This window comes from Pseudomonas sp. 05N36 (assembly GCF_056397385.1).
Genome location: NZ_JBFTNH010000001.1, coordinates 603,368 through 627,209, shown reverse-complemented (window position 1 = coordinate 627,209; position 23,842 = coordinate 603,368). Strand labels below are relative to the sequence as shown.

General features: G+C 55.5%; 22 protein-coding genes, 1 tRNA gene and 1 pseudogene. 4 read left to right on the top strand and 20 right to left on the bottom strand.

The window, feature by feature from the left end; translation table 11 throughout:
• Positions 1–463: 463 nt before the first annotated feature.
• From AC1DIH_RS02885 to AC1DIH_RS02850, 8 genes are all read right to left on the bottom strand, one after another.
• Positions 464–1,786 carry a tyrosine-type recombinase/integrase gene (locus tag AC1DIH_RS02885; RefSeq protein ID WP_477770498.1) on the bottom strand — a complete coding sequence of 441 codons (1,323 nt, stop codon included), beginning with the start codon at positions 1,784–1,786 and terminating at the stop codon, positions 464–466.
• A gap of 172 nt (positions 1,787–1,958) precedes the next feature.
• Positions 1,959–2,034, bottom strand: a tRNA-Thr gene (locus AC1DIH_RS02880).
• A gap of 267 nt (positions 2,035–2,301) precedes the next feature.
• Positions 2,302–3,543, bottom strand: coding sequence for a nucleoside deaminase (locus AC1DIH_RS02875; RefSeq protein WP_477770497.1), 1,242 nt, complete (start codon positions 3,541–3,543; stop codon positions 2,302–2,304).
• Positions 3,544–3,802: 259 nt separating this feature from the next.
• Positions 3,803–5,083, bottom strand: coding sequence for a methyltransferase (locus tag AC1DIH_RS02870; protein ID WP_477770496.1), 1,281 nt, complete (start codon positions 5,081–5,083; stop codon positions 3,803–3,805).
• Positions 5,064–5,753: an ABC transporter permease gene (locus tag AC1DIH_RS02865; RefSeq protein WP_477767849.1), complete on the bottom strand. Its 690-nt coding sequence runs from the start codon at positions 5,751–5,753 to the stop codon at positions 5,064–5,066. Before AC1DIH_RS02865 ends, AC1DIH_RS02870 begins: the two co-directional genes overlap by 20 nt.
• Positions 5,750–6,445: an ABC transporter permease gene (locus AC1DIH_RS02860; RefSeq protein ID WP_477770495.1), complete on the bottom strand. Its 696-nt coding sequence runs from the start codon at positions 6,443–6,445 to the stop codon at positions 5,750–5,752. The genes AC1DIH_RS02865 and AC1DIH_RS02860 overlap by 4 nt, the downstream gene beginning before the upstream one ends.
• Positions 6,446–6,523: 78 nt before the next feature.
• Positions 6,524–7,279 (bottom strand): ABC transporter substrate-binding protein, encoded by a 756-nt coding sequence (locus tag AC1DIH_RS02855; RefSeq protein WP_427544639.1) that lies wholly within the window; start codon positions 7,277–7,279, stop codon positions 6,524–6,526.
• A 13-nt stretch (positions 7,280–7,292) separates the two neighbouring features.
• Complete coding sequence (locus AC1DIH_RS02850) at positions 7,293–8,066, bottom strand: ABC transporter ATP-binding protein (protein WP_427544641.1); 774 nt, start codon at positions 8,064–8,066, stop codon at positions 7,293–7,295.
• Between the two features lie 555 nt (positions 8,067–8,621).
• On the opposite strand from AC1DIH_RS02850, the gene gabP reads away from it, so the two are divergent.
• Entirely contained in the window at positions 8,622–10,013 is a 1,392-nt protein-coding gene (gene gabP, locus AC1DIH_RS02845; protein ID WP_347928635.1) for a GABA permease, read from the top strand.
• 69 nt (positions 10,014–10,082) lie between these two features.
• On the opposite strand, the gene vapC is transcribed toward gabP, so the two are convergent.
• The 5 genes from vapC to AC1DIH_RS02820 all read right to left on the bottom strand — a co-directional run bounded on the left by vapC (position 10,083) and on the right by AC1DIH_RS02820 (position 12,947).
• A complete protein-coding gene (gene vapC / locus AC1DIH_RS02840; protein WP_477770494.1) occupies positions 10,083–10,490 on the bottom strand; it encodes a type II toxin-antitoxin system tRNA(fMet)-specific endonuclease VapC in 408 nt (135 codons plus the stop codon).
• Positions 10,490–10,720, bottom strand: coding sequence for a type II toxin-antitoxin system VapB family antitoxin (gene vapB, locus AC1DIH_RS02835; RefSeq protein ID WP_054595147.1), 231 nt, complete (start codon positions 10,718–10,720; stop codon positions 10,490–10,492). Before vapB ends, vapC begins: the two co-directional genes overlap by 1 nt.
• A gap of 193 nt (positions 10,721–10,913) precedes the next feature.
• Positions 10,914–11,366, bottom strand: a complete 453-nt coding sequence (locus AC1DIH_RS02830) for a hypothetical protein (RefSeq protein WP_477770493.1) — start codon at positions 11,364–11,366, stop codon at positions 10,914–10,916.
• A gap of 34 nt (positions 11,367–11,400) precedes the next feature.
• Positions 11,401–12,393 carry an alpha/beta hydrolase family protein gene (locus tag AC1DIH_RS02825; RefSeq protein WP_477770492.1) on the bottom strand — a complete coding sequence of 331 codons (993 nt, stop codon included), beginning with the start codon at positions 12,391–12,393 and terminating at the stop codon, positions 11,401–11,403.
• Between the two features lie 149 nt (positions 12,394–12,542).
• Positions 12,543–12,947, bottom strand: a complete 405-nt coding sequence (locus AC1DIH_RS02820; protein WP_103319692.1) for a hypothetical protein — start codon at positions 12,945–12,947, stop codon at positions 12,543–12,545.
• Positions 12,948–13,281: 334 nt separating this feature from the next.
• On the opposite strand from AC1DIH_RS02820, the gene AC1DIH_RS02815 reads away from it, so the two are divergent.
• Complete coding sequence (locus AC1DIH_RS02815; protein ID WP_477770491.1) at positions 13,282–13,740, top strand: hypothetical protein; 459 nt, start codon at positions 13,282–13,284, stop codon at positions 13,738–13,740.
• A 655-nt stretch (positions 13,741–14,395) separates the two neighbouring features.
• On the opposite strand, the gene AC1DIH_RS02810 is transcribed toward AC1DIH_RS02815, so the two are convergent.
• The 5 genes and pseudogenes from AC1DIH_RS02810 to AC1DIH_RS02790 all read right to left on the bottom strand — a co-directional run.
• On the bottom strand, positions 14,396–15,310 hold the full coding sequence (locus tag AC1DIH_RS02810; protein WP_442114526.1) for a hypothetical protein: 915 nt from the start codon (positions 15,308–15,310) through the stop codon (positions 14,396–14,398).
• The gene (locus AC1DIH_RS02805) at positions 15,300–15,995 is read right to left on the bottom strand and encodes a helix-turn-helix domain-containing protein (RefSeq protein WP_427544654.1); all 696 of its coding nucleotides are present in this window, start codon (positions 15,993–15,995) and stop codon (positions 15,300–15,302) included. Before AC1DIH_RS02805 ends, AC1DIH_RS02810 begins: the two co-directional genes overlap by 11 nt.
• Positions 15,995–16,801: a TIGR04255 family protein gene (locus AC1DIH_RS02800; protein ID WP_427544655.1), complete on the bottom strand. Its 807-nt coding sequence runs from the start codon at positions 16,799–16,801 to the stop codon at positions 15,995–15,997. Before AC1DIH_RS02800 ends, AC1DIH_RS02805 begins: the two co-directional genes overlap by 1 nt.
• Positions 16,802–17,215: 414 nt before the next feature.
• Positions 17,216–17,584, bottom strand: a complete 369-nt coding sequence (locus AC1DIH_RS02795; RefSeq protein ID WP_427544657.1) for a hypothetical protein — start codon at positions 17,582–17,584, stop codon at positions 17,216–17,218.
• Between the two features lie 1,521 nt (positions 17,585–19,105).
• Positions 19,106–19,288, bottom strand: a pseudogene (locus AC1DIH_RS02790) (DUF2931 family protein); the annotation flags it as partial.
• Between the two features lie 313 nt (positions 19,289–19,601).
• On the opposite strand from AC1DIH_RS02790, the gene AC1DIH_RS02785 reads away from it, so the two are divergent.
• Both AC1DIH_RS02785 and AC1DIH_RS02780 read left to right on the top strand, forming a co-directional pair.
• Positions 19,602–20,408: a hypothetical protein gene (locus AC1DIH_RS02785; RefSeq protein ID WP_427544659.1), complete on the top strand. Its 807-nt coding sequence runs from the start codon at positions 19,602–19,604 to the stop codon at positions 20,406–20,408.
• Positions 20,409–20,964: 556 nt separating this feature from the next.
• Positions 20,965–22,203 carry a tetratricopeptide repeat protein gene (locus AC1DIH_RS02780; RefSeq protein WP_427544661.1) on the top strand — a complete coding sequence of 413 codons (1,239 nt, stop codon included), beginning with the start codon at positions 20,965–20,967 and terminating at the stop codon, positions 22,201–22,203.
• 463 nt (positions 22,204–22,666) lie between these two features.
• Here AC1DIH_RS02780 and AC1DIH_RS02775 read toward each other — a convergent pair whose 3' ends face one another.
• Positions 22,667–23,257: a tail assembly protein gene (locus AC1DIH_RS02775; RefSeq protein WP_427544663.1), complete on the bottom strand. Its 591-nt coding sequence runs from the start codon at positions 23,255–23,257 to the stop codon at positions 22,667–22,669.
• Positions 23,254–23,838: a tail assembly protein gene (locus AC1DIH_RS02770; RefSeq protein ID WP_427544665.1), complete on the bottom strand. Its 585-nt coding sequence runs from the start codon at positions 23,836–23,838 to the stop codon at positions 23,254–23,256. Before AC1DIH_RS02770 ends, AC1DIH_RS02775 begins: the two co-directional genes overlap by 4 nt.
• Between the last annotated feature and the right edge of the window lie 4 nt (positions 23,839–23,842).

The following is a 23,842-nucleotide window of genomic DNA, read 5'->3' as shown; positions in this document are numbered from 1 at the left end:
AGAAAGAGACGGGCGCAGGTTGGCGCACGGGAATGGCCAAGCGGATAGGTTGCTGCAGGGCAGCTATGAAAGAGGATGAGTTGCCGCAGTGGGCACACTGGTAAAAGTAGGCATCCATCACATCGCTGTGACCGTGCGAGCCGCCGGACGCTAATCGCACTTTGGGAGAACCACCACCGTATGGCGTAGCCTTAAAGGTTCTGGCTACCTGGGTTGCTGTCGGCGACAGCGCTTTGCCCGATCTTTTCTACGCCTGTGGATAATTCGGGTCAAGGCTCGAATTTTCGGGAGTTCTGCGGCTGTGGATGAAATTATCCACCGGTGGAAATCAGTGGTTTTCCACAGACAGTTGTGTGGGCTTTAGATTTTTTAAGTGAGGTCCATCCAAGCAGGGCGGCTTTGCAGCCCTGTTTGGATGGACCCGCGTGGACAAGCGGATCACTGAGATATAAAGACCGAGCGCTTACTCAGTTGCGCCACGTTTTGCTTTTAAGCGAGTGACGTTCGGTCCGGTCTGGTTCGCGAATTCGTGTGGAGTGACATGCTCCTGCCGGTTGGCCTCCAGGTACCGGCTCCACCAGTTCATGATCAGCCTGCGCTCCTCGATGAACTCGGCCTTGTGGATGTAAGCGGCGCGGACGTTGTTGCGCTCCTTGTGGCTCATCTGCCGTTCAATGGCTGTCTCCGACCACAATCCTGACTCGATCAGTGCGCTGCAGGCCATCGAACGAAATCCATGCCCGCAGATATCGGTTTTGGTGTCGTATCCCATCGTCCGAAGCGCGTTGTTTACGGTATTTTCGGACATGGGCTTCCAGGGTTTGGCATCCCCTGCGAAGACCAATGCGAATTTGCCTGTGAGTGCATGGATTTTTTCGAGTAGCGCCACTGCTTGCGGCGATAAGGGTACTAAATGGATATCCCCTGCCATCTTCGTACCCCTTGTGGAAAAGGGTACTCCCTCCAGCGCGGGTCGAGTGTCCGGTATCTCCCAGGTGCCGCGTTTGAGGTCGAACTCGCTCCAGCGTGCGAAACGCAGCTCGCTGGATCGTACAAACACATGCAGCGACAGTATCACCGTCAGACGGGTAAGTGCCCGGCCTTTATAGGTGTCGATCCGCTCCTGCAGTTCCGGCAGTCGCGATAAGGGTAGAGCGGGGCGATGTACCGCCCGCGGGGCTTTGATCGAGCCTTCGAGATCGTAAGCAGGGTTTATGGTGATAAGCCGGAGGCGCTTTGCCTCGCGCATGATGCTCTGCAGGTAGTTTTGTACCCTTAAAGCAACGTCGATCGTTCCGCGCTTCTTGATCGCTTCCAAGGGCTGCATAAGGTCATGGGTGTCGAGATCAACAATGGCGCGTGCGCCGATCAGCGGGAATACGTGGGTTTTGAGGCGGCTCATCACTGTCTTGGAATGGCCTGGTGCCCACTTGGCCGACATTTCCGTATGCCAGTCGAGCGCAACGCTTTCAAAGGTTCTGCCTTTGATTACGGCTTCCGCCTTGGCTTGGTGCTTGGTTTCTATAGGATCAAAGCCATCCGCCAGCATTCGCTTGACCTCCAAGCGCTTGCGGCGCGCATCGGCGAGACCAATGACGGGGTAGTTGCCGAACGAAGTCAGTCCTTCCCGTCCGTCAGGTTTGACGTAACGGAGCCGCCAGCCTTTGCGGCCATTGGGTTGGACTAGGAGATAGAGGCCATCACCGTCGAAAAGCTTGTAGGCGCGGTCTGTAGGTTTTGCCAAGCGGCAAGCTGCGTCGGAGAGCGGAGCTGTGGTGCGCGACATAAGGGTACTCCCTTTTATCGAAGTGACCTGTATCCCAAACTCTACCCTTAAAACGGTTGGAATCCACCAGTTTCTGACGGAAACCGATGGAACCCCAAAACGAAAAAACCCGCCAGAAGGCGGGTTTTTCGGGGGTTCCAGAGATTTTGAAAGCCTTCTCTGGAACCTTGTATGGTGCCGGCACCAGGAGTCGAACCCGGGACCTACTGATTACAAGTCAGTTGCTCTACCAACTGAGCTATACCGGCGTGTTGGGCGACGATTATAGCGATTGGCGAGGTTCTGTAAACCCCTGATTACTGACTATTTTTCAGCAGGCCTTTGGCAAGGCTCTCGCCTTGTGTGTGCTTGAGCGCTTCAGGGCTTGTCTTGATCAGTCTACGGTTGTCGCGCGGTCTAAACGTGTCGCCCGCAGGGATGCTTTTGTTGACGAATGACAGGGTTCCAATAAGACGTTTTCACGGTAGGCCCGCCGATGGTTCGGCGGGCCTGGTCTTGCGTATGAGGTCAGTCGGTTACACGCCGTTTTTAACCGCGTTGATCAAGGCCTGGCTCAGGACTTGGGCGGGAGCCACCTGCACGCTTTGGGTATAGAACGGCGGCAGGTTCTGGGCCAGTTGCGACAGCTCCTGGGCCGTGGTGTTGCCTGGCAGCAACACGTATTGCAGGTTCGACGGGTAGCTTTGCGGCACCGGGCCTTCCATGGTCGAGCCATACGCGCCGAAGGTCATCACCGCTTGAGGGGTGGCCGGGTCCGGCGCGTAGAGGAACACGAAGGTGCCGTATTTCGGGTGCGTCAGGTACTGCTCGGCCTGGGCGCGTACCGCCGGGTCCGGGTCGTTCATCAGGGTCCAGCGCATGACCGCATAGCTGCGGGTGGTTTCCATGAATGCCGTGCGAATCGGCGACTGGTTTTCCACGCCGCCCAGGCACACCAGCAGGTTGCCGAAGGGGTCCAGCAAGGCCACAGAGTTGAACACACTGGCTTGCTGGGCGGTTTTCAGCAGCGGCGGCGCCAGTTCCGCACCGGGGTCGCGCGGGTTGCTGGAGGTGACCGTCAAGGCGTACGGACTCACTTTGGTCAATGCCTGGCGTACCGGACTGTTCGCCGGCAGCGTGGCCGGGTTTTTCAGTTTCGAAGGCTCAAGACCGCTGTTGTTGCTCGCCTCGCGCACGGTGTTGACGCTGGCAGAGAAGATCGAGCTGGTGAGGTAGTACGCCGCCGAGTCGATGGTCTGGCCGCCAAACACCGGGCTCATTGAGCCTTGATAAGCGCGGCTGACAGGCGCGGCGACCGCGTAATAGCCCCAGGTTTTTTGCGCCTGCTGACGAATGTGCGGTGGCAATGACGGGAAGTTGAACTGGCTGTTGTAGTTAACCCCCGCGTAGTCATCGATCGCACTCACAGCGACGTTGAATCCAGCCGTGAGCAAAGCGCCGGCACACATGGCACAAGGGTCCAGCGTGGTCACGATAGTCAGTTTGTTGGGCGGCGGAAGCTTCAGCGATTCCGCATTTGTGTAGTACCAGTCCACCAGTTGTCGCTCGCCATGGGCGGTCGGGTCATGGGGGAGGAAGTAGGTGGTGCCTTTCCCCGGAAAAGGCATTAACACGTTGTTGTGAAGTGCTGCGATGACTTCGCCGGTGGCATTGTTGATGATCGCCCCGCCAACGGCGAAGGTTTGTTGAATGGCCGCGAGAATGGCCTGGTTGGCGACGGTATCGACGGCTTCCTGTGCACTTTTCAGTGTGGTCATTGTGTCCCAGCTCCTTGCTGTCCTGAGTGCCAGAGAGTTCTGGCGCCTGGCAACGATAGTTCAGATAGCGGAGGTTGGTTATGACCTTTCGGATTAATGCTTATGCACAGCGGGGGATGGATTCGCTGTGTTTACGGCGTATTTTGTGGAGTAGTTCTCAATAAATCGCAACTGGCTGTTTTTTCGCCTGTTTTTTAATGTGAACAAAAAATGACCAAGCGTTTTTTTGGCCTATAAGCCATGGATCCAAAGGCTTTTGTCAAGTTTCATCAACAGACTTATCCACAGGCTGTTGATCGAAATGAAGGGGTTGCCGACGCTCGGCGAGCAGCATCAGATTGCGCGGTGTCAGTGGGGTTTCGCAGAACAATCCCAGGTGCACCGAGTAACCCTGTTCCTCGAGAAACAGTGCTCGGTCGAGTACCAGCCACAGCTCCAGCGGGCGCCGGAACAGGCCGCGTAGCAGCTCAAGATTGCGCACCTGGGCCAGGCGTTCCCAACCAGCGGCTTCCAGCGCCGACCAATCCTGCGCCGGGACTGTGGATAAGTCTTTCAGCGCCGCCAGGTCGCGGCAGTAATCGGCGAAGGGTTTATCCAGCCAGGCGCTGGGTAGTGACGGTGTGGGCAGGTAGTCGTCACAACCGCGTAGTTGCCGTTGCAGCAGGTCGAAGGCCAAGCGGCGGGCCATGGACGTGTCGCGTTGACGTCGGACGCGGGCACCGGCGGTAACGGTTTCGCTCAGTGGTAGCGCCAGATCGTCGAGGGAAAGCTGTAGGCCGGAACCTTTAGCTGCGTCGGACAGCGGCTGATACTGGTGAGCGCTGATGCGGTTGTAACAGCAGGGCGCAATGGCCAGTTGTTTGCAGCCGGCCGCGCTGGCCAGTTGCATCAGCCGTACATGCAGATCGCCGCAGGCGTGCAGGGCGACCGGCGTGTGTTCGGCGCTCAGGCGCGCGGCCGCATCGGCGGCCATCACGTCTTGTTGAAGATGATTGACCGCAAGGTGATGGTGTTGGCTCAGCGCCTGACCGCTGGCGATCAGCGTCGGGTCATATTCCAGGCAGGTCAGTTGTTGGTCGGCTTGCAGCAGCCGTCGTCCCAAATGACCTTTGCCCGAGCACCAGTCCAGCCAGTGTCGAGGTTTTGCGGCAAATTGCAGGCAACCGGCGAAGGCTTCGATCTGCTGCCATTTGCGCCCGGGCACGTCGACGTTCAGTCGTCGGGTCGCAGGCTCGGTCGAATGAACGGGAAGGTTGCCTACAGCGCTGAGGGCAATGGCCTGCGCGGCAAGTCCTGGAAAAGGCGCGGGCGCCTGAAGGTCTTCAGGATGGTTATGACTGGTTTCCGCGTCTTCCAGCGAACGCTGGCGTAGCCAATCCGCCAACTCGGGATAGTCCGCTTCCCACGGCAGTTGTCGATGGGTAAACGGCCTCGGTCGCCAGAGCGCCTGGTGTTTGGTCAGGAATTCGTCCAGTGCCTTGAAGCGGGCGAGCAACTGCTCGCCCGCAAGCACTGGCCGATCAGCGTCCCTGGCAGGCATCGACGCGCAACCAGCGCTCCAGCAGCTTGAAGCCACGCACCAGGATGTAGGCCATCAACAGGTAGAACATGCCGGCCGCGAAGAAGATCTCCACGGGCAGGTAGGTCCGGGCAATGATGGTGCGGGCCATGCCGGTCAGTTCCAGCAAGGTCACGGTGCTGGCCAAAGCGCTGGCCTTGAGCATCAGGATCACTTCATTGCTGTAGGCCGGCAGGCCGATGCGCGCGGCACGCGGGAGCATGATGTAGAACAGCGCTTTGGGTCGCGACATGCCCAACGCCCGGGCGGCTTCGATCTCGCCTTTCGGGATGGCCTGGATCGCCCCGCGCAGGATCTCGGCGATGTAGGCCGCGGTATGCAGGGTCATGGTGGCGGTGGCGCACCAGAACGGATCGCGCAGGTACGGCCACATCGCGCTCGCGCGCACGGCATCGAACTGCGCCAGGCCGTAATAGACCAGGAACAGCTGCACCAGCAACGGCGTGCCACGGAAGAAGAAAATGTACGCGTAAGGCAGTGCGCGCACGTACCACAGGCGCGACGAGCGGGCGATGCCCAGCGGAATCGCCAGCAGCAAACCGAGGACGACGGCGATGGCCACCAATTCCAGGGTCAGGGTCGCGCCCTGTGCCAGTTTCGGCAGCCACTTGATGATGACTTCCCAGTTCATTGCGTGCTCCTTGCGAAGCCGCGAGCGGCGCGTTTTTCCAGCAGGTGCATGCCGGTCATGGCCAGAATCGTCAGGCCCAGGTACATGAAGGCCGCGACCATGTAGAAGGTGAACGGTTGTTTGGTCATGGTCACGCCGTTTTGCGCATGACGCATGATTTCTTCCAGGCCGATCACCGACACCAGCGCGGTGTCCTTCATCAGGATCATGAACAGGTTGCCCAGACCCGGCAGGGCGATGCGCCACATCTGCGGCATGATCAGCCTGGTAAAGATCCGGAATTTCGAAAGACCCAGCGCAACACCGGCTTCACGGTGACCCTTGGGGATCGCCAGAATCGCCCCGCGAAAGACTTCGGTGGCATAGGCGCCGAAGCACAGGCCGAGGGCGATCACGCCAGCGGCGAAGGCATTGAGCGCGAGATCGGGGTTGCCGAAAAACTCGCCCAAGGCACGCATCAGGTTGACCGTGCCAAAGTAGATCAACAGCACCCAGAGCAATTCCGGGATACCGCGAACCAGGGTCGAGTAAGTGCCGCCAAGCCATTGCAACGGCTTGTACGGGGAAGTCTTGGCCAAGGCACCGAGCAGGCCGAGCACCAGTCCCAGGCACAATGCCGAGAGGGCCAGTTTGACGGTCATCAGCGCGCCAGCGGCGAGCGCCGGGCCGAATCCGTAGAGGTCGATAGTCATGGATTTCTATTCAAGTTGCCGCAGGCATTGCCAAGGACCGGCCCCGTCAGAGTACGGCGCCGGTCAGGCCAGTCAGAATCAATAGATGCTGAACGGGAAGTACTTGTCGTTGATCTTTTTGTAGGTGCCGTCAGAGACGATTTCTTTCAATGCGGCATTCAGCTTGTTACGCAGCTCGTCCTGACCCTTGCGCACGGCAATGCCGATTTTGTCGCTGGATACAACCGGCTCGCCTTTGAACTCGTAGTCTTTGCCGGCGTCGCTTTTCAGCCAGTCGTAGTTGGCGTATTTGTCGGCGAGGATCGCATCGACGCGACCGGAGGTCAGGTCCAGGTAGGCGTTTTCCTGAGTGTCATACAGCTTGATGGTGACGTCGTTGCCGTAGTTGTCCTCAAGCCAGGTGCCGGCCAGGGTGGCGCGCTGGGTGCCGATGATCTTGCCTTTGAGCGAGTCCTTGTCGGTTTTGAGGTCGACGTTTTTTGGTGCGATGAACTGCAGTTTGTTCGAGTAGTACGGGTCGGTGAAATCAACGGCTTGCTTGCGATCGTCCGTGATCGACAGCGAGGAAATCAGGAAATCGAACTTCTTGGCGTTCAGTGCCGGAATGATGCCGTCCCAGTCAGAGGTAACGACTTCGCATTCGACCCGCATCTTGGCGCACAGGGCGTCGCCGATGTCTTTGTCGAAACCGACCACCTGGCCGCTGGCATCTTTATTGTTGAACGGTGGGTAAGCCGCTTCGATGCCCATTTTCAGTTTTTCGGCGGCCATTGCATTGGCCGAAAACACCAGTGTTGCGGCCGCGGCCAGGAGGAGTTTTTTGTAAGTCTGCATGTAGGTAGCTCCGTTAGCGGTTGCTGGACATGAATTGTTTGCAGCGCGCCGAAAGCGGGTTTTCGAACACCTGCTGGGGCGATCCTTGCTCTTCTATGAGCCCCTGGTGAAGGAACACCACTTCACTGGACACCTGACGGGCGAAGCCCATTTCGTGGGTGACCAACAACATGGTGCGACCTTCTTCGGCCAGGGCGCGGATCACATTTAGTACTTCCTGAACCATTTCCGGGTCAAGCGCGGAAGTCGGCTCATCAAACAGAATGACTTTGGGTTGCATCGCCAAGGTACGGGCGATGGCGGCACGTTGCTGCTGGCCACCGGAAAGTTCTGCAGGGTAGGCGTGACGTTTGTCGGCGATGCCGACCTTGGCCAGCAAGGCTTCCGCCACTTCGATGGCTTCGGCCTTGCTTTGCCCGAGGACGCGGCGCGGCGCTTCGATGATGTTGTCGAGCACGCTCATGTGCGGCCACAGGTTAAAGTTTTGAAATACAAAACCGATTTCGCTGCGCAGGCGATTGATCTGCTTGCCGTCGGCGGCGACCAGTTCGCCGTTTTTCGAAGGCTTGAGCTTGAGCTCTTCGCCGGCCACCAGAATCTGGCCCTGGTGCGGGTTTTCGAGCAGGTTGATGCAGCGCAGGAACGTGGACTTGCCGGAACCGGAGGAGCCCAGGATCGAGATCACATCGCCGTCGCGTGCGGTCAGCGAGACGCCCTTGAGCACCTCAAGCGTCCCGTAGCGTTTGTGCAAGTTGCGGATTTCAAGCGCGGGCGTGGCCTCAGCCATGTGCGGTCCTCATTGTGTCTGTTGTGCTCCTGCTGTTGGCCGGGCATTCCTGGCGAGGCGCCAAGCTAGCATGGCGGTCGAATGGCGGCCAACAGCCCCACGGGGCGTAGACGGGCAGTGCGTGACGGGTTGTCGCATCAGCGCAGCAGACTGTCGCGCCATCAACAACCGATGCCCCGTTTGAAGCCATGTCTGTGTGGGTGTCGCGTAAAAAAAGGCGCGATGGTGCCAGCTTTGGCCGGGTGTTGGAAGCGCTAACCGGACAAACGTTCCCGATCTGCACTTTTATTGTGCGTGAGCCGTTTTTCTGGTGTGTTTCTGGTGCGTGAATTCGTTTGTGAAGTGGGTGGCAGGGTAACGCTCTGGCTAAGTGCCATTAATTTCAATGGCTTGCGATGACTGCTCAGTCGCCGTACAGCCCGCGTAAACCGGCGGAGTGAAACATTTTGGCGCAATTATTGCGTGCAGAATAAGGAACGCCCCGTTGGATTCTTTTTACGAGAAGGACGCCAAGCGGGATGGAGGCAATCGCTTTTCCTTACAAAGGTAGTTTCAATGAGCAGCACCCAAAGCTCTAATGGCCTCGAACAGGGGCTCAAACCGCGCCATGTGACCATGCTGTCGATTGCCGGTGTTATCGGCGCCGGCCTGTTCGTTGGCTCGGGTCACGCCATCGCTGCCGCCGGCCCTGCCGTGCTGCTGGCCTACGCTGCTGCCGGTATGCTGGTCGTGCTGGTCATGCGCATGCTTGGCGAAATGGCCGTTGCTTCTCCGGACACGGGCTCTTTCTCGACCTACGCCGATCGCGCCATCGGTCACTGGGCCGGTTTCACCATCGGCTGGCTCTACTGGTGGTTCTGGGTTCTGGTAATCCCGCTGGAGGCCAACGCCGCCGCGACTATCCTGCATGCCTGGTTCCCTAACGTGGCCATCTGGGCATTTACCCTGATCATCACGTTGCTGCTGACAGTGACCAACCTGTTCAGCGTGAAGAACTACGGTGAGTTCGAATTCTGGTTCGCTCTGATCAAAGTCCTGGCGATCATCGGTTTCATTGTCCTCGGTGTCATGGCGATCTTCGGCTTCCTGCCAGGCAGCCAGGTCAGCGGCGTTTCGCACTTGTTCGACACCCAGGGCTTCTTGCCAAACGGCATGGGCGCGGTACTGGGCGCCATCCTGACCACCATGTTTTCCTTCATGGGCACCGAGATCGTGACCATCGCGGCCGCGGAGTCGAAGAACCCTGGCCAGCAAATCTCCAAGGCCACCAATTCGGTGATCTGGCGGATTGGCTTGTTCTACCTCGTATCGATCTTCATCGTTGTGGCGCTGGTGCCATGGAACGACCCGGTTCTGGCCAGCGTCGGTTCCTACCAGACCGTGCTTGAGCGCATGGGCATCCCGAATGCCAAGCTGATCGTCGACCTCGTGGTGCTGGTTGCTGTGACCAGTTGCCTGAACTCGGCGCTGTACACCGCATCCCGCATGATGTTCTCCCTGGGCAAGCGTGGTGATGCACCGGCCGTTTCCCAGCGCACCAACAAGAGCGGCACGCCGTACTGGGCCGTCATGTTGTCGACCTGCGCGGCGTTCCTCGCGGTGTTCGCCAACTACGTGGCCCCGGCTGCGGTGTTCGAATTCCTGCTGGCCAGCTCCGGCGCTATTGCGCTGTTGGTGTACCTGGTGATCGCGATTTCGCAACTGCGCATGCGCAAACAGCGCATGGCCCGCGGCGAAAAAATCGCCTTCAGCATGTGGCTGTTTCCGGGCCTGACCTACGCGGTGATCGTATTCATCGTGGCGGCCCTGACCATCATGCTGTTTCAGGATGCCCATCGCGTGGAAATCCTTGCCACGGGGCTGTTGAGCCTTTTGGTGGTGGCGGCCGGTTTGTTTGTGGCTCGCCGTCGCAAACTGGAACAGCGTGGCGCGGTCGTGTTGAGCTGATTCACGCTTCGTAATGAAAACGGCCGCTGTCAGGAATGACAGCGGCCGTTTTTGTTTCTGATGCCGAGTTCAATCGAGGTGTATCCAATCCTCTACGCGCAATCCGGGAACACGCTCAAATTCCCGAAGATTATTCGTCACCACAATGAACCCTTGTGAGCGCGCGTGACCCGCAATCATATGATCGTAAGGGCCTATCGGCGTCCCGGCTTTTGCAAGTTCCGAGCGAATCATTCCGGTGTGGGCAGCGGCTTCGTAGTCGAAGGGCAGGACTTCAAGACGAGCTGCAAAACCTTCGATGACGGCGAGGTTCTTTTCCGGCGCCGCCGATTTTTCAGCGCCGTAAATCAATTCCATCAACGTGACTGCGCTTATACACAGCTGGCCGTGATGGCGATTGAACGCTTCGCGTACGACCTGTGGTTTGTTCTTGATGGTAAAAATGCAGATGTTGGTATCGAGCATGTATTTGATCATCAGAACGACTCGCGCTCCTGATCGGCCGGCTGCTCGCGGTCGGCCATAAAATCGGCAGTGACGTTATCGCCATCGAACCAGCTATCCCAGGCTTCATCGGCCGGCGTGATGATGCGAGCGCGGCCAATGGCTACAACATTGACGCGCTTGACGTCTTCAGGCATTGCCACGGCTTTGGGCAAGCGGACGGCCTGGCTTCGATTGCTCATGAAAAGGGTGGTCTGTTCCATTGGGGTGTCCTCCGCTTTTGGTGCGCTTAGAGCCCAAGAATAGGTTGTGGCGGGGATATGTCAACGGGATATACGCTGGGGCTGATGAAGGGTAGCGCCAGCTCTTCGATAGGGTGATGAACGTTAAAAAGAAACGGCCGCTGTCAGGAATGACAGCGGCCGTTTTTGTTTTCGCAAGTTTCTTCAGGGGGGGTTATTCGGCTTTTGCCTCTGGCTCTTCCAGCGACTCGCGGTAGGTGTCCAGCGCATTGCCGAAGTCGGTGATGAACTGCGGGTCTGTCAGCCAGGCCTGGGCGGCTTCACGGTCCATGCCATCGGTCCACATGCGGTAGTCGATCAGCATGTCGGCGGCCAGGTGAGTGGCGGCCATGGCTTCGTTCTCGGCGTTTTCCATATCCAGCAATTCTGGATGGTCGTTGATGATTTCGCTGAGGTTTGACAGGAGGGTCAGCAGCATATCGTTGCGGCCAATGGCCTCGGCCTCACGCATTTTGCTGAACATCGCCAGGGTGTACTCAGGTATCTGCTCGGCTGGCGCGTTCGGGTCGTCATGCATGGCGATGGGCTTTCTGCCGCTGATGCGAATCTGCTTGGCTTTGATCTTGGCGCGTTTGGCGCGTTTCTGTTGCTTGTTCGTGGCGGCCATCTACTTCGTTCCGTATTCGTGTGGGAGAGCGCAGTCAGGTGGGTACGCTGCGTGGTACCAACCGTCCTGGCGTGTCGGGATGCAATTCGCCGTTCTGTAGCCAGGACAATGCAATGGGCCATAGTGTGGCTTGGTACGGGCTGCGAAAAAAGGCGAAATGTCCGACCTCCACTTCGCCGATGTCTTCTGGGGCGATTCGCAGGTGCGTGTTGCAACTGGCCTTGAAGTAGCCGAGCAAGCGCTCGATGGCAGAAATCGTCCCGTACGGATCGTCGCTAAGGCTGATAGCCAGGGTTTGTGCGGTGACGGCGGCGAAGGGCAGGGCTTGGGCTTTTGCGGCGATTACACGGCCACTGGGCCGCTCTTCGTAGCGAGCGGCCGGCGTGCTCCAGTCGTGAACGACGCCGGCGGGCGTATCTTCGAGCCAGCCGAGACGTTTGCCGGGAAAGTAACCGTAGAGCTTCGTCATCAGCGGCATGAACAGATGCCATTTGATGAACATCCGCCAGCGGCTGGCCGAGGCGTAGTCGCGCCAATAAGCGAACTGCGCGCCCACGGTGACCAGGCGCCGGATCACCTCTGCGGAAGCGGCCAACCCTGCCGCGCAGCCACCGAAGCTATGAGCGACTACGTCAATCGGTTGGCCTGGAAATTCCCGCGTCGCCCGTTGCAGCATGGCTTCGAAATCCAGCGCGCCCCAGTCCGACCAGGACGCCTTGAATCCGCGCAGCGAGTCAGGCCGGGATTCACCGATGCCGCGGTAATCGTAAACCATGACATCGAAACCGTTGGTAAACAGGTAATCGGCGAAACGAAAGTAATGCCGGCAGCGCACCGAAGTTGCCGCGTTGATGATCACCACCGGGCGATTGGGATTTTGAAGGGAATGGCGCCAGGCAAAACCGCCGAGGACAAAACCATCGGCGGCTGGCTCTTTGAATGATTCACTGGGGCCGGTGGTTGGCAGCGGCAATTCAATCCGGGCTGGCGACAACGGTGCCAGTGAGGGCGTGTTCGACAGAGTCATTGGATGCAGGCCTGGGCGCGGTTTGCTGCCAACGATAGACGTCATATTGCGGGGGAACAATCTGTTGGTATTTTTCGGTGATGGCGCGCCATAACAAAAAAACGGCCGCTGTCATCGCCGACAGCAGCCGTTCTTTCGGTTCGCAGAAATTACCGTGGCGACTTCACCAGCGCCTCGGAGGCGGCCACATAGTCCGCCTGGAACTGCGGGCTTTCGATCCATGCCAGGGCTTGGGCTTCGTCCGCTTCGGTCGACCACTGGCGATACTCGATCAGTGCCGCGAGGATGAAATCGGTGGCGCCTTCTTCGCCTTCCTGTTCAAACACGATTTCGAGCAGCGGGTCTTCCAGAAAAGCCGTGCACAGCGCTTGTTGGCTGGTCTTTTCGGCATCGCGCATTTTTATGAACAGCTCGGTCAGGTCTACTGACTCAAAGTCGATACGCTCATCGTTCGGGTCCAGTTCGACCGGAGCACTCGCGCGCTGCACGCGATTTTGTTTGGCCTTGGCTTTCGCGCGTTGGGTTCTTTTGTGCTGCTTGTTCGCCGATGCCATGGGCTTCGATCCTTAGTTCAGGAGCAAGGGGGAGGGTGCTATTGAAGCGCAGGTCGGTGAATTTCCCAAGGAGCGATTGCTCGGTGGTTCGCGATAGCGGCTTGGTGGGTGAATTGGCTGACAACTGGTAGTCGTATCGGCGCCGGCTTTCACAACCAATTGATCTAAACGAAGGATCCGAGCGGGAAGTCATAAAAGTGTAAGCAGTATTCTTACCGGTTTTCGGTTTGAGCTGTGATGTTGGGGATAGCACTGGGTGTCACCGTTTTATGGCATCGGCTTCATGGGTGGCATCGCATTCGTTGGACCCGTTACGGGTCCGGGAGTCGTCATCATGAGATCCTTGCGTTTACTCGCGCTATCAGGCGTTGCCCTGCTTGGGCTCGCTGGCTTGCCTATTTCCAGTGTTCAGGCGGAGGTCTGTCGTGACCCGATTGACCCGCAGGGCGTGCAGCTGGAACAGCAACAACAGAACGGCGTTAACTTCATGTCCGGTGGTATCGGTCAGGATGAGTCGTGCGCAATCCAGCGGATGGGTGGCTATAACTTGCACATGACTTTTTCCACTGGGCCGTCCAATGAGTACGTGCCTGACGTCAAGGTAGCCATTCAGGGGCCGAAAGGTCATGAAGTACTGTCGCTGGACCAGGCGGGCCCGATTGTTTTGACTCAGTTGCCCGCAGGTAAGTACGTCGTTGTGACGGAGCGTAATGGCCGCGAATTACGTTACGCGGTTGACCTCAGCGGTGGTGGAGTTCGTACGCYGAACATCCATTGGGCTGATGCAAGCTGACCCCAGGGATTGCAGGTCAATCAAAAAAACGCAGACAACAAAAAACCCGCACGAGGCGGGTTTTTTGTTGGGCTTTCACGTGATGCTGACACCACATGAAAGCTGAATGTGGTGCCAGAGACGGAATCGAACAGAAGGCTGTAGGTGGTGTTTTTAAAGGGTTTCATTGGTTCAGTCTCTTGGATCTACTCACAAATCTACTCTCTTTTTCAAATGAGGCTCCATTTCTGAGCTCACCCCACCGTGCCGATTTGGCCGGCCTCTCTGCGAATTTCTTCCGACGAAAGGTTCCTTAGTAATCTTCCGACATCTCAAAGCATGAGCACTGGATAAAAAAGAATTGGTATGGGCTTAAATCTATATTTTTGAAAGCGTTTCGGTGCCTAGCAGCCACTACCCCGTTTCAGTGCAGTGGGAGAAATAAAAAATTTCTTCATTGTTGTACTTGTAAACAACGGGAAATGGCACGAGGTGCCACCTCTTGAAGTGAGGTGTTTTCAACTTTGATTTGATATTTAGGCCGGGGTGATGGCGCTGTATGCTCAATATTTATCATAATCGCATAAGGGTGGAGTGGCAAATTCCATTGATGCAAGCTGCGACAATTTTTGTTTTGGAAAATTTTTGAGATGAGACGTTATGAGAATGGATGCAATTATATTCCGGTAGCCATCATCGAATTAGAGTGGTGATCTATAAGTGAGTATCGGACGTACTGTTTGAGATCCAGGAGGCTGACCTCTCCGATAGTCATTGCTTGGACGCCTTGCTTAATTATTCGTATATCAAAGCTGGCAGCAAGCTCAGCTCTTGTTGTCTCAATAGGCTTCCCGTTGTCGTCTTTTTTCCCACTGGCGATTTTGTCGTTGAATAGCTGCTTTTTAAAGCTGGATAATATCGAATCTAAGTCTGCCTCCATATAAGTGATCAGCAAAATGCTCAGCTGATAAGGTGGTGGCATGAGGCCGAGAATTCCGTTCCATGGTCCTTCAGAGTCAGGCAATAATGAAATATATATACCGTACAGATCATTTGCATGCTTGGTGAGTTTTTTCTCTATTACTTCCTTTACTCTGCAGTCATTCAGGGAAGTGTTGAAATCATCGGGTAGAGCTACTCTCGTATAGCTTCTACCTATCCAACCCGAGAAAAGATCCAGCCATTGCTTTTTTATCCAGTTGGGATCGTGCTCTGCAAATGCGTCACAAATCAAGTAATCAGGAGCCGTTAAATCTGCCATGGCTTCACGAGGCAGCCATGCCCGTGTCTGTATATCAATTTCAAGGTAAACAGTAGATTCCTCGCAAATCGCCTCTAAATGCAAAATTCTTGGGTTGTCGCCCTTAATAAACTGCGGGTTACACTCGCCAATGTTTTTCGCTGCGAGAACTTCGAAACTAGGTATTTTCTCAAAATTCTGATTGTACAAATTGCACGTCTGGGACGCGACGACCCAAAAATCCACCCCCTCTATTTTGTGGAGATGCTCGACTCGTGATGCGGCGATAACGGCGCCCTGCCACCAGGCGCCGTCTTTTATTGCTTGCACTACATCCGATTTAGACTGCATTTGTATCTCTATCTACATCAGAAGTGTGTGCATCGCCCAGATAAATAGCCGTTCCATTGGCAGCCGTAGGTGCCAGGCGTGGCCCAAGTTCGGCGAGTTTTTTTGAAGCTTCTTCCCGCAACTCGACTGGGTTTAAGTTTTCATCCTGTATTACGGAAAGAAACGACTTTCCAGAGATCGGCACATTCCACACTGTTTTCAGTCTGCCAATATCAAAATTCTTAGGTTTGGAATTTGTTATCTCTGACAAAATTTCCAGACGATTGGACGCAGCGCTACGAGGTGTGGTCTTTCCCTCGTACCAATCATAGACAGTCTTTCTTGTTACACCAAATAGCTCTGCTACTTGAGTTATAGAAAGTTTCATCTTCTCTTGCACAGCTTCGAGCTGGTCAGCAAAGAGAATTACATTGGTGTTATCTTTGTTCTTTTCCTTTTTTAAAGAGGTGGTCGTTGTGAGCGAAATCCTTATGTCGGCAGTTTCTTTGTTAACAAAAACTATCGAATTTTTTCTTGTTGGCTGCAACCCAGTCCAATTGCTTTCGTATTCGTTTTTAACTAGTATCGCACCAATCTGCTCAGATATCGGTGCAGACGCTTCTGATGTCCACAGCTGAACAGGTCGCCCATATAATGGGGATGAAGTATAGTCGACTGGTTGAGTTGCATATGCGTCAACGAACATTATAGATCTCCTTTCCATATGTCGAATGCATAGTCAGTAAAAACGTCAGGCTGTCTAAAGAAATTATTTGCGGTTGTGTGCAAATTGTCCAGTTCTTCTAGTATAGGCTCTGCCAACATCTTCGTCGGTTTTTCAAAAACCTTGATGGCGTCCATATCAAATACAAGTTCTTTGTCTGTCAGCGGCGTAAGTTGAATTGGCTTAGGATCGATCATCATCAGTATGCCAAGAATGTCTTGGGGTACAGGGATCAAGCCAGGCATGCTTACCGAACTTACGCGAAGTTTTGAGTTGTCTACGCTATATTCGCTTACTATGTTCGCGCCAACGCTTTTATGGCCTGCTGCTATAGGCGGCAGGAAACTACTTGAAATATAGTCTGAAAGATTTTCTTCGGACGATAGTTTTATATAGTCAATGTATCTAGCGCCCATGTTTATAACGTCAACATATCTCATATGCTTTATGAGTATATCTAACGCTTGCCTATAAATTTTAATGAAGTCGGCAAAGCGCGTATAACTTGTTGTAAATAGCAAAAGCTGGTCAGGCGACATCTGAATGCCAAAACTTTTGTCGGCACCCATAAACATCCAGGCTTCACGAGTCGTGCCGGATCTTTGTATCGTTTGGCCATTTGGTGATAGCTGCTCGATCTCGATGGTATGCATCAGGGGAGCGATATCACGAATGGCGTCTTGGATTTCAGCGATCTTGCTGCCCAGAAGGGGCCATGGGGCGAACCTTACGGACGCGACGACGTACTTTAGCGGCGAGCGCTTCAGAAGCCCTGTACGAATGGTCATTTTAAGCCTGTTCCGCATTGGAATAAGGGAAGGTCATGCGAAAACTATACACCAAACTAAACATTTTGCTTAGCGTTCAGTTGCGTTTTCGGTAGACGATTCAGCAGGCCTCACGCGAAAACATTGACTCAGTTTTGTATGGCGACCGACCTGCTCCATAGCCAAAATGCACGTGCGTTTACTGGGGGAGAATTTATGAGCAGCGCGTTCATATGCTTGTTTACAGACTTAAATTTTTGTTTTTAAAGCAATTTAATGCTGAGGGCTCGATGAGCCGTGACGCTGACAGTTTCCTACACAATAGAAGGTACCTTGACGGCCCATAAGTGTTTTGATCGGGTTGGTAGCCGCTGGCGTCGGTCGTCGCGCTCAAAGCTGGCGGCAATGCCTGCGCTCCCATTTCGGTAGGGCAGGTTAGGGCGCAGCATTTTCCTGGGCATGCCTCACATGCGGCCAACTGGCCTCGCGCTTAAGTTTCATGTATTCCCTAGTCACTACCGGGTGGAGGGCTTCAGTCAGAAGCTCCGCAAACCTTAACGCGACATCCTTCTCTAGCCCTTTGATCGTTCCAGTTCTAGGGGTTGCGCAACTGATGCATTTTTCAGCGATACGGAGAGCGGCGATCACGCCCCAGATGTACCCATTCAGGAGCTGGTTCTCAAGCAAGACACTACTCTCAGGAGCTTCCTGATAATCCCAGTCCACTCGGAAGTACTTCCCTTCCGCGAACACTTCGATTTTTGGCAATGCGGCCTCTGAACGAGGGCTTGGCTCTTGACTCATCTGACTGATCTCTCTGGGGGTACGGACCGCTCATTGTAAGGCACCATCCTGAAGGTAGGCTGTTTCCCTGCGGTGCCATAGTTGCCGTGGAAAAACCTCATGCGAGAGCAGTTCGTGCGTTACTGAGTCGATCGCCTGTTTCAACCTGCTGTCAGGTCTGCGGACGCCTGAATAAATCTTTGACGAGCATCATACCCCAGCACGCCGCCTTTCAAGCTGGAGACGTTATAGGACGTGGGCTGCGGCGGAATTGTATGGCGCCTTCTGACGAAAATCCGTCAAGGGTCTGTCTAGTATTGCTTGGCGCGCTAAGGATTTAGTCGACCCTGTATTTCACCACCCCATCCCGCTGGTGTGGACCTGGCGATTGATCAAGCAGTTACCTTGACGGCCAAGTCTGGAATTTTTGACGAGGCTGGTGCTGGCCAAACTGCGTGAATGCTCGCAAAGCGCTGCCCTGCGTGGCTTTCAGTGCGCCAACCAGTGGTGGCGCCGGAGCAAACCGTCTAAACCTGTCAAAAATTTCGTCAAGGCTCCGTCAAGGAGTTCGGGTTCGCTTTCCTTGATGTCTCCGTGGCTCACCATCCTCACAAATCACCGTCGTGGACCTTTCCCGTTTCTGGACGTTGGGGCTATCCGGCCTGCTGCCCGATCTGCCTCCGCCCAGGCTGGTTGCGGCTCTCTGGCGGAGTCGACCGACCTTGCCGCTGCGTAGACCGTCCAGAGCCTGTCCAGAATCCGTCTGGGGTCTGTCAGGGGTATGAGACGACCAAGCCTGCTTGTTTGACGGCCGCCGCATGGAGAAAAGCCTCAGACGTCGACCAGGCGCGGGATTCGTCTCATACCTGTCTCACATTCCGTCAAAGCGTGGTCAAAGTAATTGCCAGCGCCGGCGTGTTGGGATCTACACGGTGTGTAGAATTCAACACTCGTTGCTGGCGCAGTCTGAGCCTGTTGCATGAGGGGTTTCGCAAATGGGGCGGCAAGCCCGTCGCGCCGTGGCATTGATTCTTCCGCAACTGGGCAGGTTGCCAGTGGAAACCACTGCAATACCGTGGAAACCACAGTGGAAACCAGCGACTGGCAACCGCTGCATTGGTAACTTTCCATGGTATCCAGCGTGGTAACCACTGGCCGGGTTCGCACCAGCTTTGCGTAAGAGGGTGCGAACCAGAAGTGCGAACCTCGGTGCGAACTTCGCCGGCACGCACCCGCCAATGCGTACCAATCGTGCGTACCTGGCTGCTTACTGCGGTCATGAGCCTATGCTGACGCTCACCAATCGGTCAGGTGCCTGTCAGGTATTCACGCAGCTCTCAGTGCGTGAAATCACTGCGTGAAGGGCTGCGTGAGACTTTGACGGGGCAGAGCTTCGCGCAAGGACCAATGCGCGACGGACGTGCGCGAAATACAGCGCGAAAACACGCCGATACGCGCTTGACGCGGGTCTTCCGTGGGGTTGTTTTCGCAAAGGGGCATTTGATGCGTCCGTGACCAGGAGGAAGTGGCCACCGCACCTGGTCACCAGCTACCACAGGGAATGCCATATTTCTCGATGTAGCGCTTTGTTTTTTCGCCGATCTTATAAGCGTATTGACCTTCGGTTTTACCCTGGCTAGGCCCTAGAGGCTCAATCTCTGCTTGAGCGTGAGCAACCTTGATGGGATGGTGGCATGAGTCTCTGACCCATACTTGCACGATGCCTGAGTGGATACTGGTGGCTTTCGACCCAGGCTGTGTGAAAACGCATGCACCGTTTTGTAGTCTGCGTTTCTACGTAAAATCTGTCGGCTGTTGGTTAGTCAGCAGACCGAAAATTTACGTAGGAACGCGACTTTCGTTCCGATTCTGAATGTCAGACGCGCTCTAAAACGTTTTCACACAGCCTCGACCCATAGCGGACGATTATCCAGTATCAGCCTTGGAATCACTGTCAGTCTCGCGAATAACTTCAGCTAACATAACCCACCTTCTGGATTTGCGTTGTATACCCATAGATACAGGATAAGGACATTGCATGACTGATGAGTTGATGACGACAGCAGTATGCTGGGAGATGGATGCAAACGCGTCGGTGAGTTTTGCGTACACCGCTAGAGACCTTTTCTATTTCTGCCCCAATCCTCGATGCCTTGTCGAAGTGGTGCCAGCAAAAATCAACAACGTATTTTTTAGAGCTCCGGAATCCCATGTATCTGGTTGCATAAACGAAAAGAAAAAAACAACGGCGTCCTCAATCCCCGTCGTGCCTATGCAAAGACACTCGCCTCCGCCGCCGCAGATCATCCCAAGCCATCTGGGCGCAATTGCGAAAGGACACAAGGCTACCAAACCAACCCTGGCTCAAATGCGTTCGCTTGCTATGCAGATCCAGGCCGCCCCGGCGCTGCATCCTGGTACCTTGCGTGAGGTCGTTGATGCTTGGTGGTTAATGAGTAAGATCGATCGCCGGCAATGCCCGCTTCACATCGCGGCCCGGGCGCTGACTTACTTCGACGCCTTTGGTCAGTTTGGCGTCGCAAGCAGGGACATTGCATCGTTGGAGTGTGAACGCATCATCGCTTTCGGCCAGGCTTCGGTAACACTTTTCAAAAACACCTTTTCTGTCACGACATGGCGCAAGTTCAATGCTGGCGGCAAGTCCCTGCCGATCAAGGTCAGAGTAAGGTCTGGCGATCCTGATTTTGCGTATCTGGCGCCTGGTCAACACGTGACGCTGTTTCTGCACGGCGTCACCCCCGCCCCCGACAGCCAGCAAAAATATTTCGAAATGCAGACCTCCAACGCTTACAACGGGTTTGTTATTAAGCCCATGCTCACGTGACAGAACACGTGCCCCTCGTGATTCAGGCTGTCGGGTGCCGACAAGAGCGGTCTTGCATACCGATGTTCACCAGCGCAAACATCTTCCACGACGCAGGCGCCAACCTTTGGTGGCCTGCTACAAGTCATCAGCAAACTCAGGTCTGCACGCTCAGAAGCGTTCGCTTATTTCTGTTTTCTGCCGCTCACTTTTTCAACGTGTATTTCTCAAAGTGGGATGGTCGGTCACCAGGCAGGGTGGTTACAGGTCGATCTGGTCAGCGCCACCGGCTTAGCAAAACTTAACATCCGGTTGATGCGAAAACCTGACAAAACCTGACATTGGAAATGCGGTATTGGGGCTTGGCCCACCCGTCAGCCATCTAACTATTGTCAGGTTGGAGGGCTCTGGGCGATGCTATTTGGCGAGCAGGTTGCCGTGGAGTGTCAGCGGTAAATGACGTTAGATCGTTGGTCATATGGAATAGGCTTCACCAACGCCGGCCCGTTTTGGACCGAAGCGAACTATCATCAGTGCCGCATCGTTGCCCTTTCAGTCAGGATTGAGCGAGTTGGTTATGTTCTCAGTGTTCAAACGCGGACTGGGTTCGTCCGTTGTGCTTTTCAGCGTGCTGATATTTACGAGTCACACCTATGCTTCTGCGGATCTCAACACAATCGAGCGCGCTGCTTTGCTCGGTAATGCTGATGCGCAGTCTCGCTTGGGCGTGCGCTATGAAAAAGGTGATGGGGTTGCCCAAGACATGGCGCAAGCCGTGGCCTGGTATCGCAAGGGAGCGGAGCAAGGTAATGCTTATGCCCAGTCCAACCTGGGGCGGTTGTATCTGCAGGGTATAGGTCTGGAAAGAGACGCAACGCTAGCAGCCCTCTGGTCTCGTAAAGCCGCCGAGCAGAACGAGCCTGTAGCACAGTCCAATCTAGGGTTTCTATACGACCACGGCGAGGGGGTAGAGAAGAACATCCCGCAAGCAATAGCGTGGTATACAAAGGCTGCCGAGCAGGGGAATGCGGTTGCACAGTTCAACCTTGCCGTACATTACGATCAAGGCGATGGCGTGACGCAGGACCTGCAAAAGGCGTTCACCTATTACCGTAAGGCGGCTGAACAAGGCGCTGCCAATGCCCAGTGCCAACTGGGTGCGATTTATCAGTACGGTCGTGGCGTGCCGAAAAACATCAATGAGGCTGCCCATTGGTATGCGCTGTCAGCTGATCAGGATTACCCGGCGGCCCAATACAGACTCGGCATTCTGTACGGAATGGGTGAGGGCGTCCCTCAGAGCCATGTTGAGGCCGCTTCGTGGTACTTGAAAGCCGCCAAACAGGGAGACGCATCGGCGCAATTCAACCTGGCTGTACAGTACGCCAACGGTGAGGGTGTTACCCAGGATCAGGATAAGGCCGTGTATTGGTATCGGCAGGCCGCCGACAATGGAGTGGCCTTTGCCCAGCACAATATGGGCGTTTTCTATGAGCGCGGTACCGGCGTGGGGCGCGACTTAGTTGAAGCCGCCTCGTGGTATCGCAAGGCTGCTGAGCAAGGTAATGCAAGGTCCCAGTTCAACCTGGGGCTGCTGTATGTGAAAGGTGAAGGTGTCGCAAAGGATTATTCCGCCGCTGCTAAATGGTTTCGTCTGTCTGCCGAGCAGGGCGAGGATGGAGGACAGGCAAGTTTGGGAAATCTTTACTTCATGGGTGAGGGGGTACGTAAAGATCGAGCCCAAGCTCATTTCTGGTGGAAAAAGGCAGCGGATCAGGGGAACAAGGAGGCTCAGGCTGTTCTTGAAAGGTTTTGATGGGTAGGTTGATGCGCCAGGCGACTCCTTGACGCATATCCCTGTGATAAATGGTAACCGTGCTAGATGGTTACTTTTAGTGGTTACCCCGGTGGTTACCGCATCAGTCGGACGAGTGGCAAGCGGTGGATACCAGAGTGGATACCGCCCGATCTGGGCAGCGCCAGCAACCTAACAAAACCTAATATTCGGCTGACACGAAAACCTGACATTGGAAACGCGGTATTGGGGCTTGGCCCACCCGTCAACCTGTTAACTATTGTCAAGGTGGGGCCGCTGGATGACTCCGTAACGGAGATCCCTTTGATGGATGGTAACCAGGCGGGGTGGTTACTTTTGGTGGTTACCTGAGTGGTTACCACACTGGCTAGAGAGCTCCGTAGTTAGCGAGATAGGCGCATGGTCTAAGGGGCTGTCTACGGGTATGAAACGGCCGCCCGGAGAGCGGCCATAGTCAATCGCTCTACATCTGGTCCTCAGCATAAATCGCCGCGCTGATAATTGCCCCGCCCACCCGACGTTTGCCGAAGCAGAGCGGGACCGGGTTACCCGAGGCGGTGGTGTTCCTGGCACTACCAAAAGCATAGCCAGGGGTGTTTTCAGGGGCGGCGCTGGTCTTTAGGCCGCCGGCCTGGGGACTGAGCATTTGGATGACGCCGCCCGCGACCATTCCTACACCTGTTGCAAACAGAGCAGCAGATACCGGCGGCGCCCAAAGGGAGAGGAAGGAAGCGGCGATTAGCAGCGCGCCTACAACAGTCTGCAACACACCAGCCCGCTTGCTGCCGACGATCACCGGCGCAATCACAATGTCGCCTTCGCCATGCATTCTGAGCTCATTCTCCCCGACGTTCTTTTTCCCTAAGAACACCGCGAACTCAAGTCCCCTTGATTTCGCGTTCGATAGAAAGCGCTCGAAGCCTGGCAGCTGCACACAAAGCGCTTTGATGGCCTCGGCAGGGGTGCGCACGGCGAGCTGGTAAGACTTCCCAAATTGGCGCAACTGGCCATAGAGCTTGATGGTTCTGATCTGGTTGTACTGTGAGGCGTTCATACCTGGTCCTCTGCGTAGATTCCCGCGCTGATGATTGCACCACCCCAACGCCTATGACCGATGCAGAGAGGCACCGGATTACCGCTTGCTGTGGTGTTCTTGGCGGAGCCAAATGCATATCCCGGATGATTTTCTGGGGGAGCACTGGTTTTAAGGCCTTGGGCCTGGGGGCTGAGCATTTGAATAACGCCGCCGGCGACCATGGCAATACCTGGGGCGAGTGTCGCTCCATTGGTAAACGGACTGGCGATAATCAGCGCGACACCAATGATGGTCTGCAGAAGCCCGGCGCGCTTGCTGCCACAAACCACCGGCACAATGCGTATTTCCTTCGCGCCGCCCAGCGCCAGTTCCTTTTCGTCGACGTTCCTACGGTTCCGAAAAATCGCAAACTCAAGCCCCATCTGTTTCGCAGTTGCGAGATACCGTGCGAAGCCTGGATGGTTTACGTCGATCGCCTTTACCGCCTCGCGCACGTCGCCGGTCGACAACTCGTAAGTGTGTTCACGCCCGAACAACTTCGCGGCCGAACCGCTGAGCAAGATTCGAGTTTTGCTGCCGTAGTTGGTGGTCATTGCCATCGCT

Bases quoted from the DNA above. Each gene is read 5' to 3' on its own strand.
- AC1DIH_RS02825 (WP_477770492.1), bottom strand. From the start codon at position 12,393: ATGACTCTGTCGAACACGCCCTCACTGGCACCGTTGTCGCCAGCCCGG.
- AC1DIH_RS02855 (WP_427544639.1), bottom strand. From the start codon at position 7,279: ATGCAGACTTACAAAAAACTCCTCCTGGCCGCGGCCGCAACACTGGTG.
- AC1DIH_RS02785 (WP_427544659.1), top strand. From the start codon at position 19,602: ATGACTGATGAGTTGATGACGACAGCAGTATGCTGGGAGATGGATGCA.
- AC1DIH_RS02860 (WP_477770495.1), bottom strand. From the start codon at position 6,445: ATGACTATCGACCTCTACGGATTCGGCCCGGCGCTCGCCGCTGGCGCG.
- AC1DIH_RS02810 (WP_442114526.1), bottom strand. From the start codon at position 15,310: ATGCAGTCTAAATCGGATGTAGTGCAAGCAATAAAAGACGGCGCCTGG.
- AC1DIH_RS02830 (WP_477770493.1), bottom strand. From the start codon at position 11,366: ATGGCCGCCACGAACAAGCAACAGAAACGCGCCAAACGCGCCAAGATC.
- AC1DIH_RS02780 (WP_427544661.1), top strand. From the start codon at position 20,965: ATGTTCTCAGTGTTCAAACGCGGACTGGGTTCGTCCGTTGTGCTTTTC.
- vapB (WP_054595147.1), bottom strand. From the start codon at position 10,720: ATGGAACAGACCACCCTTTTCATGAGCAATCGAAGCCAGGCCGTCCGC.
- AC1DIH_RS02795 (WP_427544657.1), bottom strand. From the start codon at position 17,584: ATGAGTCAAGAGCCAAGCCCTCGTTCAGAGGCCGCATTGCCAAAAATC.
- vapC (WP_477770494.1), bottom strand. From the start codon at position 10,490: ATGATCAAATACATGCTCGATACCAACATCTGCATTTTTACCATCAAG.
- AC1DIH_RS02850 (WP_427544641.1), bottom strand. From the start codon at position 8,066: ATGGCTGAGGCCACGCCCGCGCTTGAAATCCGCAACTTGCACAAACGC.
- AC1DIH_RS02775 (WP_427544663.1), bottom strand. From the start codon at position 23,257: ATGAACGCCTCACAGTACAACCAGATCAGAACCATCAAGCTCTATGGC.
- AC1DIH_RS02885 (WP_477770498.1), bottom strand. From the start codon at position 1,786: ATGTCGCGCACCACAGCTCCGCTCTCCGACGCAGCTTGCCGCTTGGCA.
- AC1DIH_RS02865 (WP_477767849.1), bottom strand. From the start codon at position 5,753: ATGAACTGGGAAGTCATCATCAAGTGGCTGCCGAAACTGGCACAGGGC.
- AC1DIH_RS02770 (WP_427544665.1), bottom strand. From the start codon at position 23,838: ATGGCAATGACCACCAACTACGGCAGCAAAACTCGAATCTTGCTCAGC.
- AC1DIH_RS02800 (WP_427544655.1), bottom strand. From the start codon at position 16,801: ATGACCATTCGTACAGGGCTTCTGAAGCGCTCGCCGCTAAAGTACGTC.
- gabP (WP_347928635.1), top strand. From the start codon at position 8,622: ATGAGCAGCACCCAAAGCTCTAATGGCCTCGAACAGGGGCTCAAACCG.
- AC1DIH_RS02805 (WP_427544654.1), bottom strand. From the start codon at position 15,995: ATGTTCGTTGACGCATATGCAACTCAACCAGTCGACTATACTTCATCC.
- AC1DIH_RS02875 (WP_477770497.1), bottom strand. From the start codon at position 3,543: ATGACCACACTGAAAAGTGCACAGGAAGCCGTCGATACCGTCGCCAAC.
- AC1DIH_RS02870 (WP_477770496.1), bottom strand. From the start codon at position 5,083: ATGCCTGCCAGGGACGCTGATCGGCCAGTGCTTGCGGGCGAGCAGTTG.
- AC1DIH_RS02820 (WP_103319692.1), bottom strand. From the start codon at position 12,947: ATGGCATCGGCGAACAAGCAGCACAAAAGAACCCAACGCGCGAAAGCC.